Here is a 16709-nt window from a genome sequence, read left to right as displayed (position 1 = left end):
TTTTTTCCATTTTGTCGAAAAATCTCTTTTTCCTTATTTTATAACATGATGGAAGAGAAAGAAAGGGTAGAAAAAAACTGCCGGAAGATTCGCGGCAGTTTGATGATCAGCTTGCTTTTTTGTTTTTTTGATAAAGGTCGATTCCTGCTTCTGACAGCATCCATTCAATGTGTACGCCGTACCCGCTAGTCGGATCATTGACGAATACGTGTGTGACAGCTCCAATGACTTTGCCATTTTGGATGATGGGGCTTCCGCTCATTCCTTGGACGATTCCGCCCGTTTTGCTTAAGAGCCGCTCATCTGTTACCTTCAATACCATTCCTTTGGTTGCTGGGAATTTCTGCGGTGTTGTGCTGACGATTTTAATATCAAACTTCTCCACTTTATCATGATCCACAACGGTTAAAATTTCTGCTGGGCCTTCTTTTACTTCATTTGATAAAGCGACTGGAAGTGGTTTATCTGCTACATGATTTTCAAGCTTTTCGGTTAACGTACCAAAGATACCAAAAGGGCTGTTGCGGGAGATATCTCCTATTGTTTTTCTTTCGGAAGAGAATCTCGCCAATTTTTCTCCAGGATTGCCTCCTGTGCCTTTTTCAATCGATGTCACGGTTGATCTAACAATTTCACCATTGTCGACAACAATTGGTTTTTTTGTATCCATGTCAGAAATCACATGCCCAAGGGCACCATATTTTTTAGATGAAGGTTCAAAAAAGGTCATCGTGCCGATTCCTGCTGCAGAATCACGAATGTAAAGACCAATTCGATAGATGCCTTCACTTGCATCTTTTGCGGGTGTTAATGTTGTTTGAAAGGTTTTATGATCTCTCTTTATGAGCAAACGAAGCGTTTCACCCGTTTTCCCTGCTTTCTGAATAAATGGGGTGAGGTCATTCATTTTCTCCATTTTTTGACCATTGATTTCAATGATCATATCCCCTGATTGAATGCCTGCGGCTTCACCTGGTGATTTTTTGCCGTCTGCTGTTGTGATTTGATGAAAACCTACAACGAGAACTCCTACAGAGTGGAGCTTGACGCCAATGGATTGTCCTCCAGGAATGACTTTTAATTCAGGGAGAACGTCAACTTTTGTTTTCTTAATAGGAAATCCTTTAAAATCATAAACAATTTCGGCTTTTCCCGCCTTTTGTCCTGTAATATCCAGCTGATTCTTTTTCTCTGAAAGGCTAAAGGCTGGTGAAGAAGCATTGGCTGACGCTTCAATCGATGTGTCAATTGAGTGCTTTTGTTTTTCAAATACAGCAACATTTGTTGGAATGCTGATATATTCCTTCACTATGCTCATAAACCCTGTACTTATTAAAGAAACAAGGAGAATCACACCAATGGCTTTTCTCATCTTTTCGGGCATTCATTTTTCACTCTCCTCGCTCCTTACCCACACCAGAACACTCATGTTTTGGCTACATCTTTACTTTTGCCTTCTTCGAGAGGATTTATAACCGGCAGCTTTAGAAAATGATTGGATAAATTGATAAAAGAAAAAGACGATTTTATGGGTATATACGCCGGCTTTTACACAACATAAAAAAAGGCAGCTGATGATTCAGCTACCCTGTTGTTTTGACATCATTTGCTTGGTGCAATAGTTCTTTTGCGTGCTGTTTTGTCAGCTCAGTCACTTCCACACCGGCAATCATCCGCCCAATTTCACTCACTTTTTCTTCATGACTTAATGGTTTGACACTCGTCAGTGTTCTGCCCGCTTTCGAGCGTTTCGAAATGAAGAGATGCGTGTCAGCCATTGCGGCTACTTGAGGCAGGTGTGTAATACAGAGCACTTGTGATCCAGACGCAACTTTGTAAATTTTCTCAGCAATGGCTTGTGCCACTCTACCGCTGACACCTGTATCAACTTCATCGAAAATAATGGATGTGACGTCTTGTTTAGCTGAGAAAATACTCTTCACAGCGAGCATGACACGTGAAATTTCTCCACCTGAGGCTACTTTCGATAAAGATTTCATCGGTTCGCCTGTATTTGTAGAAATGACAAATTGTGCTTGGTCGATTCCATTTTTCCCGAGCTGGACAGGTTTTCCGTCTAATAGCGGACAATCGGTGCTGCCAAATGGCGCATATCGAACAGAAAAAGCTGTGTCAAATGATGACTTCTCCATATACAAATCCTTGAGCTCTGTTTGAATTTGCTTTGCTAGCTTTTTGGCCCATTTTTTACGCAGTTCCGAAACGTTAAGTGCTTCCAGCAGGGCATCACGGCTCATCGCATCTAATTTATTTTTGAGCGTCTGCAGATGGCTGTCTCGATTTTGGATTTGATCTATTTCTTCTTCAATCTTCGCCGCATACTCCAAAATTTCCTCAACGGTTGTACCGTATTTTCGTTTTAGCTGCTTCATTTCATTCAGCCTGGATTCAATAAAATCAAGACGAGCCGGATCGAATTCTAATTGATCCAGCATGCTTCGCATTTGGAAGGTTGAATCCTCTAATAAGTAGTAGGAGTTCGACACTTGTTCAGATAACTTTTTCAAATCATCGTTGATCTCAGACACTTGCTCAAGCTCACTTGAGGACATACCAACCCAATCTAGTCCTCCTTGCTCATTACGCAAAGCGTTATACGCGTTTTGGAGTGAGGAATAGATTTTTTCGTAGTTGCTGATTTGATGTCGCTCTTCCTGAAGCCTCTCATCTTCTCCCGGCTCTAATTGTGCCGCCTCAATCTCCTCTAGCTGAAATTGGAGTAAATCTAAGCGGTGCACCATTTCCTGCTCATTCTCAGACAGCTGCCTGAGCTTTTGAGCCGTCTTCATATATTGATCATATGCTTCTTGATACTGCAAGAGAGCCGGTGCAATTTCTTCTGCTCCAAATTGATCGAGCAAATGCAGATGATTTTCATCTTCCATGAGCAGCTGGTTATCGTGCTGTCCATGTATATCAAGCAAAAGCCGTCCTACTTCCCGTAAAAGTGAGATGGTGACAAGCTTTCCATTAATCCGGCATATGCTTTTCCCGCTGTTGTTAATATCACGGCGGAGGATCATCATTTCATCTGATGCGTCAATTCCCTGCTCTTCGCATAGAGCAAATACAGGGTGATCGGCTGGTACAAGAAAAAGCCCTTCCAGCTCTGCCTTTTTTTCACCGTAGCGGACAAATTCAGAGGACCCTCTTCCTCCCACGAGAAGTGAGACAGCGTCAATCATGATGGATTTTCCAGCACCTGTTTCCCCCGTTAGAACCGTGAGTCCTTTTTCAAATGAAACCGTTAACTCTTCAATGATTGCAAAGTTTTTAATGGTTAGTTCTGCTAACACTCATTTGACACCTCTTTTAGTAAACCTGATTCTTTATAGAAGCTCTAAAATTTTGCTCGAAACTGTCTCTGTATCATCTGGGGTGCGGCAAATGATTAAAATGGTATCATCCCCGCAAATCGTTCCCATAATTTCTTCCCAATCTAAATTATCCATTAAAGCACCAATCGCCTGAGCATTACCCGGCATTGTTTTAAGAACAATTAAATGACTGGCAGCATCCATTTTAATAAATGCATCCATTAGGGAACGCTTCAGCTTTGACAGTGGATTAAACCGCTGATCCGCAGGAAGACTGTATTTATATGTTCCATTGTTCGTCGGAACTTTCACTAAATGTAATTCTTTAATATCTCTAGAAACGGTCGCTTGTGTGATGTTATATCCATCGGCTTTCAAAATATCGACCAATTCATCTTGTGTTTCGATTTCTTGGCTTGCAATGATTTCTCTAATTTTAATATGCCTTTGACCTTTATTCATATTTGACCCCCCTAGGCGTTTCATTCTCAGTTTGTCTTTACGTTCTATGTTATATGATGCACAGTTCAAAAAACAAGCATTACGTGAGATACGGCCAATTCTTGTCTTTTGACCATGTAAAAAGGAATAATAGCGAGCTATTATTCCTTTCAGCGTGTAGACAAACCCTCGCATTCGGTGTCAGTCCTGCGCGCTGGTGCTCACGAATGTCAAATTCGCTCCGCTCCAGTGCTCGAACTTCCTAGACTTCAAAGGTTTTCTATCACGCTGAAAAGAAGACAAAGGGCTAAAATAAAGATCATTTTAACCCTTTGTCAACAATCTGAAAAGGAATAATAGCGAGCTATTATTCCTTTTGTTTCAATGATTTCATGTGTCAGCCGGCTCAGGGCTGTTTTTCTTTTCTTTCAATACAGAATGGGCTTCCTTCACAACCTTCTCAAGTTCTGAAGCAGGAAGTGCCGCATTTTTTTCTTGATCAGGATGAAGCACTAGATGGAGAAGGAATTCAATATTTCCGTCTCCACCGGTGATAGGCGAAAATGATACATCCTTTACATCATAGCCTTCTTTTGCAGCAAATTGATTCATCTCTTCTAGTACACCAAGGTGGACAGAGGGCTCACGTACGATGCCTTTTTTCCCAACAAGCTCTCTGCCTGCTTCAAATTGAGGCTTGACGAGTGCAATACAGTCACCACCCGGAACAAGAATATGCTTTAAAGCCGGCAGAATGAGTTTAAGTGAAATAAAAGATACATCAATCGATGCCACTTCTGGCAATCCTTCAGTAAAATCAGCTGGGACGGAATGGCGGAAATTAGTGCGCTCCATGACGATGACCCTGTCATCCTGCCTTAATTTCCACGCAAGCTGATTGTAGCCAACGTCTACAGCATATGATTTGACTGCTCCATTTTGAAGAGCACAATCTGTAAATCCGCCTGTTGATGAGCCAATATCAATCAGCAATTTCCCTTCAACTGTCAGATCAAATTCTTTAAGCGCTTTTTCAAGCTTTAACCCGCCGCGGCTTACGTATTTGAGAGGGTTCCCCTTCACTGTAAGCGGCGTATCACGAGCAATTTTCTCTCCTGGTTTATCCAAACGGGTTTCATTTGAGTAAACGATCCCTGCCATGATGGCACGCTTTGCTTTCTCTCTTGTTTCCATTAGTCCTTGTTCGACTAATAAAACGTCAAGTCGTTCTTTCTTTGATGTCATGATCCAATTCCTTTTCTTGGTGCTGCTGGAAGCAGGTCACGTAAAGTCTCAGCAACATGTGCTTTCGTCAGTCCAATTTCTTCAAGCAGGGCATCAACACTTCCATGCTCAATAAATTGATCTGGGATACCCATGCGTTCTACTTTGATATGTGATGCTTTCTTGTCGTGTAGATATTCTAATACACTGCTGCCAAACCCGCCTTGGAGCACAGCTTCTTCAATCGTTAAAATCGGAATCCCTTCAGAAAGAATGTCGTTTAGCATCGCTTCATCAAGCGGCTTAATAAACCGAGCGTTGACGACACGAATTGATTTCCCTTCTTTTTGAAGTTCCTCAGCTGCTTGCAGCGCCATTTTAATCGTCGTACCGAATGTTAAGATGACGGCATCCTTCCCTGGGCGAAGAACCTCCCAAGATCCAATCGGAATGGTTTTGAGCTGTTCATCCATTTTCACGCCAAGCCCATTTCCGCGCGGGAAACGCATGGCAATTGGACCGTCATCATACTGAATGGCTGTATTGACCATGTGCTGGCCTTCATTTTCATCCTTCGGCATCATGAGCACCATATTCGGCATATGACGCATGAAGGCAATATCAAACACACCTTGATGCGTTTCTCCATCAGCACCGACAAGACCCGCACGGTCAATTCCGATAAATACATTGAGGTTTTGGCGGCAAATATCATGCAGCACTTGATCATAAGCTCTTTGCAGGAACGTTGAATAAATCGCTAAAAATGGCTTCATATCCTGCGTCGCAAGCCCAGCTGCCATTGTGGCTGCATGCTGCTCAGCAATCCCTACATCAAACATTCGCTCAGGAAATTCCTTGGCGAAGCCTTCAAGTTTTGAGCCAACAGGCATCGCAGGCGTGATGGCCACAATTCGCTCATCTTTCCGCGCAAGCTTTCTGACTGTTTCACTGACAAGACCACTCCATGACGGTGCAGCTGCAGCTGGTTTTACAAAATCACCTGTATCAATTTTGTATGGACCTGTGCCGTGCCATGTCCCAATTTTATCGGATTCTGCCGGCTGATAGCCTTTTCCTTTTTTCGTGATGACATGTAGCAGAACAGGACCTTTTGTTTTCTTTGCATATTCAAGGTTTTCAAAAAGATCTTCATAAGAATGTCCATCAACAGGACCTAAGTAAGTGAATCCCATTTCCTCAAAAAACATGCCAGACACTAGTAAATACTTGAGGCTGTCTTTAATACGCTCTGCTGTAGCAGCAAGCTTTCCGCCTACAGCTGGGATCCGCTTGAATAAATATTCGAGCTCGTCCTTTACCCATTGGTACTTGCCTGCTGTGCGCAGTCTGCCAAGCATGGTGTGAATTGCACCGACGTTTGGTGCAATACTCATTTCATTATCGTTTAAGATAACGATCATATCTTTCTTTTCATCACCGATATGATTCAGAGCTTCAAGAGCCATACCGCCGGTTAATGCACCATCTCCGATAATCGGCAGGATATATTCATCTGTCCCTTTAATATCCCGCGCCGCCGCCATACCCATCGCGCCAGATAATGACGTTGAGCTGTGGCCTGTTTCCCAAACATCATGCTCACTTTCATTTCGTTTAGGAAAACCGCAAAGTCCTTTATATTGACGAAGTGTATCAAACTCCGCCCCTCTTCCAGTTAACAGCTTGTGAACATAAGACTGATGTCCAACATCCCAAAGAAATTTGTCTTTCGGGCTGTCAAATACTTTATGAAGGGCAACCGTGAGTTCAACGACACCCAGGTTCGGACCGATATGCCCGCCAGAGTTAGCCAAGGACTCAATTAAAAACATGCGAATGTCAGCACTAAGCTCCTCTAATTCTGCATTTGACATTCCTTTTAGAAACGTTGGATTTTTTATTGATAAAAGATCCAATCAGGATCAACTCGCTTTCAACAAAATTTCTATCTACATATATAATGCCTTATTCCTATGAAAACCAAGCGGGAATAAGAGTTGTCTTATCATGATAAACTGTTTACAGTTTACCACAATTGCTCGAAGACCCTCAAATCTAGGCTGTTTTTAATGATCTCTTGAAGCGATCAGATCACATAACTCATGCAGCAATTGCTGCTCTAATTCAAGATTTGAGACAATTTCTTTTGCACGTGTGATGTGCTCGTGCAGCTTTTCTTTTGCTCCTGAAAGCGTTAATAAAGAAGGATATGTCGACTTTTCATTCGCTGTATCAGAGCCGACCCGTTTTCCTATTTTTTCTTCGCTACCTTCGAGGTCTAAAATGTCATCACGGATTTGAAAAGCAATGCCAATATGATAGCTGAATTCTCTTAGTTTTTCGATATCGTCATCTGATGCTCCTGCCAGCATTGCACCTGCTGTGACGCTGAATGTGAGAAGCTTTCCTGTTTTCCGGGCATGAATGGATTCTAGTTCAGCAAGCGGGACTTGTTTTTGCTCTGCTTCCATGTCATCAAATTGACCGCCAACCATTCCTAGTGCACCTGCTGACCTCACAAGCTCATCTACGATTCTAAGCTTTTGGTCAGGAGAGACGCTGCTAGATAGCTGCGATGTAATCAGGCGAAAGCTTTCCGTTAAAAGTGCATCACCAGCAAGAACCGCTGTTGCTTCTCCGTATACTTTATGGTTGGTCGGCTTTCCTCTACGAAGGTCATCATCGTCCATGCAAGGAAGGTCGTCATGTATCAATGAATACGTATGAATCATTTCTACAGCACAGCCAACCGGTATGCCATCTTCTTCGTTTTTTCCATAGGCATGTAATAAAGCAAGAACGAGAACAGGGCGAAGTCTTTTCCCTCCTGCTTCAAGAGAGTAAAGCATCGAAGATTTTAGTTCTTCTGGAATCTTCAATTCCTGAACATATGTAAATAAATAATCTTCAATGGCCTGTTTTCGTGTTGTTAAAAAATCCTGCAAATTACTTGTCACCAGCATCTGCCTCCTTCACTGAGAAAGGAGCCAGCTCACCGTCCTCTTTTAAAATGAAATCCATCTGCTTTTCAACGTGCTGTAATTTTTCATGACAAAGCTTTGAAAGTGTCATGCCTTCTTGAAAATAATGAATGGCTTGCTCAAGTGGTACATCTCCTTCTTCGAGCTTCCCAACGATCTCCTCAAGACCTTTCATCGCTTCTTCAAATGTCATTTGTTCTTCTTTTTGTTTATTTGATTCTGTCATGATGATTGCCCCTCCTTCTCAATAACCTCACAAATCAGACGTCCATCCTTCATGGTGATAGCCAATTGATCCTTCGTATCGACTTGGTTTACACTTTTAATCAGTTCATCGTCTTTATAGGCTAAACTGTAGCCTCTTTCCATCACTTGAAGTGGATTTAATGCATTTAGTTTACCAAGAACAGATTGGAACTGCGAATGAATTGTTTTCATTTGCACATTCATGCTGCGGATGAGCTGTTCTGTTTCATTGGCGTGGCGTTTTTTCGCCTGAAGCAGCTGCTCTTTTGGATGAAGCGGCTTCAGCCTGTATGTCTGGCGGTCTAGTTGACTGCGTTTTTGTTCAATTTGTCTCGTCAGCTGTTTTTGAAAACGGTCAAATACCAAATCGAATTGCTGCTCTTTTTGCTCCTGCAATCGTTTTGGAAAACGGAAGGCATAAGAGGATTGCAGCGCCACAAGACGGTCTTTTGCTTGTGATGTTCGGTTCTTCACGGCTCTTGTAAGCCGAATGTCAATGGATTTGATTCGTTCTATTAAATCGGCTGTGCTTGGAACTGCGAGCTCGGCTGCTCCTGTTGGTGTGGGTGCTCTCATGTCTGCAGTGAAATCACTGATCGTAAAGTCCGTTTCATGCCCCACTGCAGAAATGATTGGAATGTCTGATGCGAAGATCGCTCTTGCGACAGCTTCTTCATTAAAGGCCCAAAGTTCTTCGATCGAACCGCCTCCTCTTCCGACAATCAAGACATCACAGATTTGTTTTTCATTTGCTTCTTTGATCCGCTCTACGATTGAACGGATGGCATTTTCACCTTGGACAAGCGCCGGAAGCACAATGATTTTCGCCTGCTGATAGCGCCGGTTAATCGTTGTGATGACATCTCGAACAGCCGCTCCAGTTGGGGATGTAATCACACCAACAACCTCTGGATATTCAGGAATTGGTTTTTTATAGCGCGCATCAAATAAGCCTTCACTTGCCAGCTTTTTCTTCAGCTCTTCATAAGCGAGATGAAGAGCACCAACACCATCAGGCTGCATTTCTTTTGCATATAATTGATAGTTGCCGCTTGGTTCATATACTTGAATCCCGCCGCGTACAAACACTTTCATTCCGCTTTTTGGTGAAAAAGGCAGCTTTGCTGCGGAACGCTGGAACATGACGGCTTGCATGCGTGCGTTTTCGTCTTTTAAGGTGAAGTACACATGACCTCTTGAATGAATCTTCACATTGGATAACTCACCTTTGATCCAAATATCTTCTAAATGCGGATCAACATCAAATTTTCTTTTTATGTATTTTGTAAGGGCTGTGACCGTCACAAAGGCTTTTTCACTCATGACGTATTCCTCCTCTTCAAAAACGCACATTCATCCACCGGCAGCATGCAGGTGGATGAATGGATAAAGCTTATGCTAATGTACGTTTTGCTGATTTAACCGTATTATGTGCAAGCATCGTAATCGTCATTGGACCGACTCCGCCAGGGACTGGTGTGATGTAAGAAGCTTTTTCTTTTGCTTCTTCAAAATCAACATCCCCAACAAGCTTCCCAGTATCCAAACGATTGACTCCTACATCGATGACAATTGCGCCTTCTTTGATTTGGTCAGCTTTTATAAAGTTTGCTCGACCGACGGCAACAACTAAAATGTCCGCTTTTAACGTATGTTCTGAAATATTCGCCGTTCTTGAATGGCAGTAAGTAACCGTTGCGTTTTCGTTTAACAGTAATTGTCCAACTGGTTTGCCGACAATATTGCTGCGTCCAACAACAACTACTTCTTTTCCAGAAAGACTGACACCCGTTTTGTTCAGTAATTCAATAATGCCTGCTGGTGTACAAGGAAGGAATGTATCCTCTCCAAGCAGCATTTTCCCGATATTTAATGGATGGAAACCATCTACATCTTTCTCAGGTGAAATACGTTCAATGACGGCTTTTTCAGAAATATGTTTTGGCAGTGGAAGTTGAACAAGAATCCCGTGGAATTGATCGTTCGCATTGTACTGATCAATCAGCTGAAGCAATTCTTCTTCTGTTAAAGAAGCATCTAAATGATCAAGCTGAAAATGCATGCCCATTGCTTCTGCTGCTTTTTTCTTCCCGCGTACGTAAGAAAGTGAGGCCGGATCATCACCGATTAGAATAACGGCAAGACCAGGTGTGACTCCTTTTTGTTTTAGCTCTTCTACTTCTTTTGCTAATTGTTCACGTTTTTCTTTTGCTGTTTCTTTCCCATCGATGATTGTTGCTGTCATGTCGAATCCTCCTATTGCTGCTTTAGGTCGTTTTTAATGTTCGAAAGTACACCATTTACAAATTTCGGTGCTTTATCATCGCCGAATAATTTGGCGAGTTCAATCGCTTCATTCATTGAGACACTAACTGGGATGTCTTCTTGATACACCATCTCGTACACAGACAGCCTTAAAATGGCCCTGTCTACGTTTGCAATACGATCGAGTTTCCAATTCACTAGATGCTGTGAGATCATGTCATCAAGCTTGTCCTTTTGTTCAAGCACACCGAAAACCAGTTCCTCGAAAAAAGGATCTGATTCTTGTTCATCCAGCGCATGTGTAATGGCCTCTTTCGGATCAATATTGCTCACATCAATTTGAAATAATGTTTGTAGCGCCTTTTCTCTTGCAGTTCTTCTTTTCATTATTTACTCCTTTAACCACTTTATCCGCTTGTCGTTAAGCCATACAGAGATCATAACATATTTTGACCGTGGTCGCACCAAGATCCATGCGAGCTGTGACGAAAAACGAATCAATCAACGCGTCACGTTATCAATATTCGGAAATCACCCAAAAATGGGCTTTAAAAAACCAAAGAGGCAATGCCTCCTTGGTTTCACTTGAACCCCTTTTTTACATTTCTTGATCTACTTCAGCCTCAGGTGCTTTTGTATCAAATTGAATGCCAACGACATGAATGTTAATTTCATTAATCGTTAAGGCAGTCATGTTCAAAAGGGTTTGACGGATATTTTCTTGTACAGCAGTGGATACCTTTGGAATGGATAGGCCAAATTCAACCACACAATACACATCGATTGTGATGCCTTCATCAGAGACATCTACTTTTACACCTTTACGGTGATTTTTCTTTCCAAAGCGTTCTGCTACATCAGCAGCGAAATTGCCGCGCATTTCGGCAATGCCTTCGACTTCTGAAGCGGCGATCCCAGCAATGACTTCAATCACTTCTGGTGCAATTTGCACTTTTCCCAATTGATCTTCATCAAGGTTCATTTCAAGCAAATTGTTTTCTGACACGATCATTCACCTCCGAAAGCTGTGATTATTTCATGATTTGGTATGTTTCTAAAAACTTCGTATTAAAGTTACCGCTCACAAATGTTTCATGCTCGAGCAATCTAAGGTGGAATGGAATCGTTGTGTAGACTCCTTCAATGACGAATTCTTGAAGCGCACGTTTCATTTTTGCAATCGCTTCTTCTCTTGTCTTACCATATGTGATCACTTTTGCAATCATGCTGTCATAATATGGCGGAATCACATAGCCCGGATAAGCGGCAGAATCAACACGTACACCTAAACCGCCTGGCGGAAGATACATTTTAATTTCACCAGCTGAAGGCATGAAGTTTTTCTCTGGGTTCTCTGCATTGATGCGGCATTCAATCGCCCAGCCTTCATATACGACATCCTCTTGTGTAAGAGAAAGCTTCTCACCTGATGCAACCTTGATCTGTTCTTTGATCAAGTCTACACCTGTGACCATTTCTGTCACAGGATGCTCTACTTGAATACGAGTATTCATTTCCATGAAGTAGAACTTCTCTTCATTATAATCATAAATGAATTCGACTGTTCCAGCACCTGTGTATTCAACAGCTTCTGCTGCTTTTACGGCTGCTTCACCCATTTGCTCACGGATGTCTGCATTTAGTGCTGGTGATGGCGTTTCTTCAAGAAGCTTTTGCATTCTTCTTTGGATCGAGCAATCACGCTCTCCTAAATGAATCGTATTGCCATGCTGATCTGCAAGCACTTGAATTTCCACATGTCTAAAGTCTTCAATGAACTTTTCTAAATAGACACCAGGGTTCCCAAAGTTTTGCGCCGCTTCTTGCTGCGTGATGGTGACTCCGTTAATAAGCTCTTCTTCTGTACGAGCCACACGGATCCCTTTACCGCCTCCGCCTGCAGTTGCTTTAATAATCACAGGATACCCAATACTAGCTGCTGTTGAAACAGCATCATCAAGATCTTTTACAATTCCTTGAGAACCAGGGACGATCGGAACGCCTGCATTCTTCATTGTTTCTCGCGCGACATCTTTCGTTCCCATTTTGGAAATCGCTGACGCAGTTGGTCCAACAAAGATTACATTACATTCCTCGCAAAGCTCTGCAAAGTCTGCATTTTCTGCTAAAAAGCCGTATCCTGGATGGATGGCATCTGTTCCTGTTAATTTTGCTACACTGACAATATTCGTGACATTTAAATAACTATCTTTAGAAGCAGTCGGTCCGATGCAATATGCTTCATCAGCCATTTGTACATGCAGCGCATCGCGATCCGCTTCAGAAAATACCGCAACAGTTTCAATTCCAAGCTCTTTACAAGCGCGGATAATTCTAACTGCGATTTCTCCTCTGTTTGCAATTAATAGCTTTTTAATCATGATCGTACTCCTTACTCTGCTTTCACTAGAAAGAGGGGTTGTCCGAATTCTACAAGCTGACCATTTTCAGCTAATACTTCGACGATTTCACCTTTTACTTCTGCTTCGATTTCATTAAACAGTTTCATCGCTTCCACGATACATACAACTGAATTTTCCTTCACCTTAGAGCCTGTTGTCACGTATGGATCTGCTTCTGGTGAAGATGAAGCATAAAATGTGCCAACCATTGGGGATGTGATTTTATGCAGATTTTCAGACGCAGCTGCCTCTTGTGCAGGGGCTTCGGTCTGAGCTGGAGCTTGTGCTGTAGGAGCTTGTTGAGCTGGAGCTGCTTGGACAGGAGCCACTGGTGCTTGTGCCGCAACTTGCTGAACGACTTCTTTATTTTTCTTCAGTTTGATTTTTGCACCTTCGTTTTCGTACGTAAACTCATCAATTGTAGAGTCGTCAATTAATTTAATCAGTTCATGAATTTCTTCGATTTTTAACATGGATTTGCACCCCTATGTATGGATTTATCTTTTTATTATAGGCTAGTACTAAAAGTACATACTATAACCATCTTACAGGAGGATTTCAATGAATTCAACTACTATTGTGGCGAAAGGCCTCGCGAAAGCATCTTGGAGGGGGTGTCAAGCCGCATCAAAAAACGCCCTTTTCCGCAAAGGGCGCCAGTTCTTTTTTATTGATTAGTGGGCTCGAAAGTGACAGCTACGTTATCAAGACCTCTCATTTCTTTTGTGACCATATCAATAATATCGGCCGCTTGAGACTTTGATTTTTTATCAGAACGAACCGTGATGCTCACTTTATCCCCTTCAGCACTTACGAGCGCATCTTTATAGCCTTTTGTTTTGATCAAGGTCTCAAGCTGACGCTCAGTTCCTTCTGCTTCACTGAGCGCTGTCATTTGATCGTATGCTTCACTTTTTTCTTGTGCTGTTGCATCGTCACTGGAGACAATTTCATTGTATTCTTCGCGCTGCTTGCTTCGTTTATCTTCAAGCTCTAGTCTGTATGTTGTAAAAAGCTCATCGTCTGTTTGCTCTGACACAGCCTTTCCTTCTTCACCGCTTGTTTCGATATCCTCTTGTTTGCCGTTTGTTTCTTTGTCAGTGGATTTCTTATCAGCGCCTTTTTCCATGCCTTTGTCCGTCCCTTTTTCTGTTTCAACCTTTTTCTCTTCAGTGCCTTTTGATTTCGTATCTTCTACTGTCACTGCATTTTCACCCTGTGGAGACATGATATAGTACACACTTAATACGACAACTAAACTTAGCATCGTTAATAGCCAAACCGTTTGTTTTTTTAACATCATTCCGAATCCTCCTTGATTTTTTTAGGGGCAACAGCCACTCTATGGCTCGGTACATCAAGCACTCGTGTAACCGCTTCAATGATGGTTTTCTTTATTTGAACGTTGTCTACTCCTTGAGCAACAACGAGGACACCTCGGATTTCTGGTTTTTTCGTTTGAACAACGACTGGTGTTTCTTCATTGCCATTTTTGATGATGACGACTTCTTCTTCTTTTGTTTGATCGGTGACACTTCGCACGCCGCCTTCTTTATCTGTTTCCTCGGTCGTTGTACTTTTATTGGATTTGTTTTTTTCAAACACTTTTAAAGACGTTGCATCTACATTGACCACAATTGATACATCCTCAACGCCGATGATGGTCTCTAAAATTTCTTTCAGCTGATTTTCGTATTCTTGCTCCACGTCCTCAATTGAATTTTTTGGTTTACCTGAGGATGCCGGTTTGAATACCTCCTGCTCTTCTAAGGATGTTTTTTTAGAAGCAGGAACCGCAGCTTGTTGTTTGCTTGATGGCGGTGACAAGATCTGACTGACTAACATGAAAGATACGCCGATAATGAATACAAGCAGCAAGTAATGGTGCTTCGTTAATTTGGGTTTCCCTTCACCTTTTTTTGGCGGCTGGAAGAATGATTTCAGCTTTTGTTTCCAGTCCTTGTTATTCATGATCTGCTGCGTCACCTCCCTCAATGTTCAGCGCGATGTGCTCAGGACTCGTATTCCAAACATCAGCAAGTGTCTCTTTCACCCTCGTGATCTCTTTGCTAGAAGATCCAGCGCTTTCCTCCTTTTGCTTGGAGAGATCAATGTCCACCTTTGCCACCGTTTCTACAGCATCACCTGTGAGCGGGGAAAGAACTGCTTTGATGCGAAATTGATCCGCCTCCATATTCTGATCCAGATGCTCCTCATCAGCCAGCACTTCTACGTGTTTCATTACATAGCTCTCCTTCTCCAGTGGCTCCTTTGCGCTTTTTTCTAGTTGGACAGCCATTTGCTTTAAAATATATGCACGCTGAGAGGCTTGTATTTCTTTTTTTTCTAAATTCATCTGATTTTTTATTTCTTCTGACTGCGCTTCTTCCTTCCCTTTCATCAATACTGAAAAAATTTGATCAGGATCTGCTCGAAATAAAGCAAAAATCGGATTGAGCATGACCACGATTAGCAGCAGGCTGACGACCATTTTTGCATACTTTTGCATGCTCGAATTGGGAAGCAGAAGATCAATAACAATCGCAAATAAAATAAAAAGAATAATACTTGTGATCCATTCCGTGAGAAAACTCAAAAGGTGTCCCCTCCTTACTTCATCATCATGGTCAGGTTACCCGCAGTGATGATGACGGTAATGCTTAAAAAGAACATGAGCGACACAACAGCAAGTGCGGCAAATATATACAGTACACTTTTTGAAATAACATCAAGACAGCTGATGATGGGTCCGCCCCCTAACGGCTGAAGGATGGCAGCAGCAAGCTTATAGATAAGGGCTAACGAAAGTACTTTAATCGCCGGGAAAGCGGCAATTGAAATCAAAATGGCGACCCCAACTAGTCCGACTGTATTTTTGAGTAAAACAGAGGCGCTGATCACGGTATCGGTCGCATCTGTAAACATTCTGCCTAGGACAGGGATGAAGTTTCCGGTAATGAATTTGGCTGTACGAAGAGCGATTCCATCCGTAACGGCCGCAGATGCACCCTGAACGGAAATGACGCCGAGAAAAACGGTTAAAAAAACGGCAAGCCCGCCAATTGCCACATTTCTTAACAGCTGGGCAAGCTGGGTGACCTTGTATTGTTCGGTCAGCGTACTGATAATGCTCAATATTGCTGATAAAAAGATGAGCGGGAGAACGACATACTGAATGAAAACACCGCTCGTGTTCATTAAAAATAAAATAACGGGATGAAAGAATCCGGCTGAGACAAGTCCGCCTGATGAAGCAATAAGCGCTAGTAAAAGAGGAATAAGAGCAAGAATAAAACTGGTCATCGTTTGAATGGCTTCTGTGGCATAGGAAATCGCCACATGAAAGCTGTTGAGTGCAATAATAATCAGCACCATATAAACAAGAGCATATGCGACTTTGCTGACGGTGCTTTGTTCAAAGGCATTTTGCAAAAGCTGCAAAAGCGAACAAAAGATGGTAAGTAAAATCAGAGTACCTAGGAGCTTTCCGTTTGCAATGATCTCGTGAAATAGATAATGTACAAAGGCTTTCAGCCATGTTTGGGGAGACAGCTCTTTATCGCCGTCAATCATTTCCTTCACTGTGCCCTTCTGGCTTTCTGGCAAAAAGCCGCCATACTCGTCCAAAATGGTTTCCCAAAAGTCACTGATGGAATGAAGCTCAAGTGCATCAGCCTGTCCATTCGCCACTACCTGTGCTGCTGGCTGTTCATTAGATAAAGGTTCTTTTTCTTCTGCCCCTGCATGCGGAGCAATCAGCCAAAAGAAAAGCATCAATCCCATTAAAGCGGTCACCCGTTTCATTGTCA

General features: G+C 42.4%; 17 protein-coding genes. All 17 read right to left on the bottom strand.

The genetic code is table 11. The features are described from left to right. Positions 1–106: 106 nt before the first annotated feature. The gene (spoIVB, locus tag AAZR19_RS06095) at positions 107–1384 is read right to left on the bottom strand and encodes a SpoIVB peptidase (protein WP_025092993.1); all 1278 of its coding nucleotides are present in this window, start codon (positions 1382–1384) and stop codon (positions 107–109) included. 199 nt (positions 1385–1583) lie between these two features. Next, a complete protein-coding gene (recN, locus tag AAZR19_RS06090) occupies positions 1584–3317 on the bottom strand; it encodes a DNA repair protein RecN (RefSeq protein WP_034280267.1) in 1734 nt (577 codons plus the stop codon). 33 nt (positions 3318–3350) lie between these two features. Continuing rightward, entirely contained in the window at positions 3351–3800 is a 450-nt protein-coding gene (ahrC, locus tag AAZR19_RS06085; protein ID WP_024422938.1) for a transcriptional regulator AhrC/ArgR, read from the bottom strand. A 369-nt stretch (positions 3801–4169) separates the two neighbouring features. Further along, positions 4170–5024: a TlyA family RNA methyltransferase gene (locus AAZR19_RS06080; protein ID WP_041106824.1), complete on the bottom strand. Its 855-nt coding sequence runs from the start codon at positions 5022–5024 to the stop codon at positions 4170–4172. Next, positions 5021–6922 (bottom strand): 1-deoxy-D-xylulose-5-phosphate synthase, encoded by a 1902-nt coding sequence (dxs, locus tag AAZR19_RS06075; protein WP_034280265.1) that lies wholly within the window; start codon positions 6920–6922, stop codon positions 5021–5023. The genes AAZR19_RS06080 and dxs overlap by 4 nt, the downstream gene beginning before the upstream one ends. A 150-nt stretch (positions 6923–7072) precedes the next feature. Then, positions 7073–7969 carry a polyprenyl synthetase family protein gene (locus AAZR19_RS06070; RefSeq protein ID WP_237727613.1) on the bottom strand — a complete coding sequence of 299 codons (897 nt, stop codon included), beginning with the start codon at positions 7967–7969 and terminating at the stop codon, positions 7073–7075. After that, entirely contained in the window at positions 7953–8213 is a 261-nt protein-coding gene (locus tag AAZR19_RS06065) for an exodeoxyribonuclease VII small subunit (protein ID WP_003215880.1), read from the bottom strand. The genes AAZR19_RS06070 and AAZR19_RS06065 overlap by 17 nt, the downstream gene beginning before the upstream one ends. Continuing rightward, complete coding sequence (xseA, locus tag AAZR19_RS06060; protein WP_041106829.1) at positions 8210–9556, bottom strand: exodeoxyribonuclease VII large subunit; 1347 nt, start codon at positions 9554–9556, stop codon at positions 8210–8212. Before xseA ends, AAZR19_RS06065 begins: the two co-directional genes overlap by 4 nt. A gap of 70 nt (positions 9557–9626) precedes the next feature. Next, positions 9627–10478 carry a bifunctional methylenetetrahydrofolate dehydrogenase/methenyltetrahydrofolate cyclohydrolase FolD gene (folD, locus tag AAZR19_RS06055; protein ID WP_149126485.1) on the bottom strand — a complete coding sequence of 284 codons (852 nt, stop codon included), beginning with the start codon at positions 10476–10478 and terminating at the stop codon, positions 9627–9629. Positions 10479–10489: 11 nt separating this feature from the next. Then, positions 10490–10885 carry a transcription antitermination factor NusB gene (gene nusB, locus AAZR19_RS06050; protein WP_012010530.1) on the bottom strand — a complete coding sequence of 132 codons (396 nt, stop codon included), beginning with the start codon at positions 10883–10885 and terminating at the stop codon, positions 10490–10492. Positions 10886–11096: 211 nt separating this feature from the next. Next, positions 11097–11504, bottom strand: coding sequence for an Asp23/Gls24 family envelope stress response protein (locus AAZR19_RS06045; protein WP_034280262.1), 408 nt, complete (start codon positions 11502–11504; stop codon positions 11097–11099). Positions 11505–11529: 25 nt separating this feature from the next. After that, complete coding sequence (gene accC, locus AAZR19_RS06040; RefSeq protein ID WP_024422945.1) at positions 11530–12879, bottom strand: acetyl-CoA carboxylase biotin carboxylase subunit; 1350 nt, start codon at positions 12877–12879, stop codon at positions 11530–11532. An 11-nt stretch (positions 12880–12890) separates the two neighbouring features. Further along, entirely contained in the window at positions 12891–13373 is a 483-nt protein-coding gene (gene accB, locus AAZR19_RS06035; RefSeq protein WP_061109343.1) for an acetyl-CoA carboxylase biotin carboxyl carrier protein, read from the bottom strand. Positions 13374–13567: 194 nt separating this feature from the next. Continuing rightward, the gene (locus tag AAZR19_RS06030; RefSeq protein ID WP_024428006.1) at positions 13568–14200 is read right to left on the bottom strand and encodes a SpoIIIAH-like family protein; all 633 of its coding nucleotides are present in this window, start codon (positions 14198–14200) and stop codon (positions 13568–13570) included. Next, positions 14200–14871: a stage III sporulation protein AG gene (gene spoIIIAG, locus AAZR19_RS06025; RefSeq protein WP_254733912.1), complete on the bottom strand. Its 672-nt coding sequence runs from the start codon at positions 14869–14871 to the stop codon at positions 14200–14202. Before spoIIIAG ends, AAZR19_RS06030 begins: the two co-directional genes overlap by 1 nt. After that, entirely contained in the window at positions 14864–15496 is a 633-nt protein-coding gene (spoIIIAF, locus tag AAZR19_RS06020) for a stage III sporulation protein AF (RefSeq protein ID WP_434702574.1), read from the bottom strand. Before spoIIIAF ends, spoIIIAG begins: the two co-directional genes overlap by 8 nt. A gap of 14 nt (positions 15497–15510) precedes the next feature. Further along, a complete protein-coding gene (gene spoIIIAE / locus AAZR19_RS06015) occupies positions 15511–16704 on the bottom strand; it encodes a stage III sporulation protein AE (RefSeq protein WP_041106833.1) in 1194 nt (397 codons plus the stop codon). Positions 16705–16709 lie beyond the last annotated feature (5 nt).

Origin of the sequence: Bacillus sp. Je.9.29.b (assembly GCF_051129925.1) — a bacterium.
In the GTDB taxonomy this organism is placed as follows: domain Bacteria; phylum Bacillota; class Bacilli; order Bacillales; family Bacillaceae; genus Bacillus; species Bacillus safensis.
This window is presented reverse-complemented; position numbering and strand designations above follow the sequence as displayed.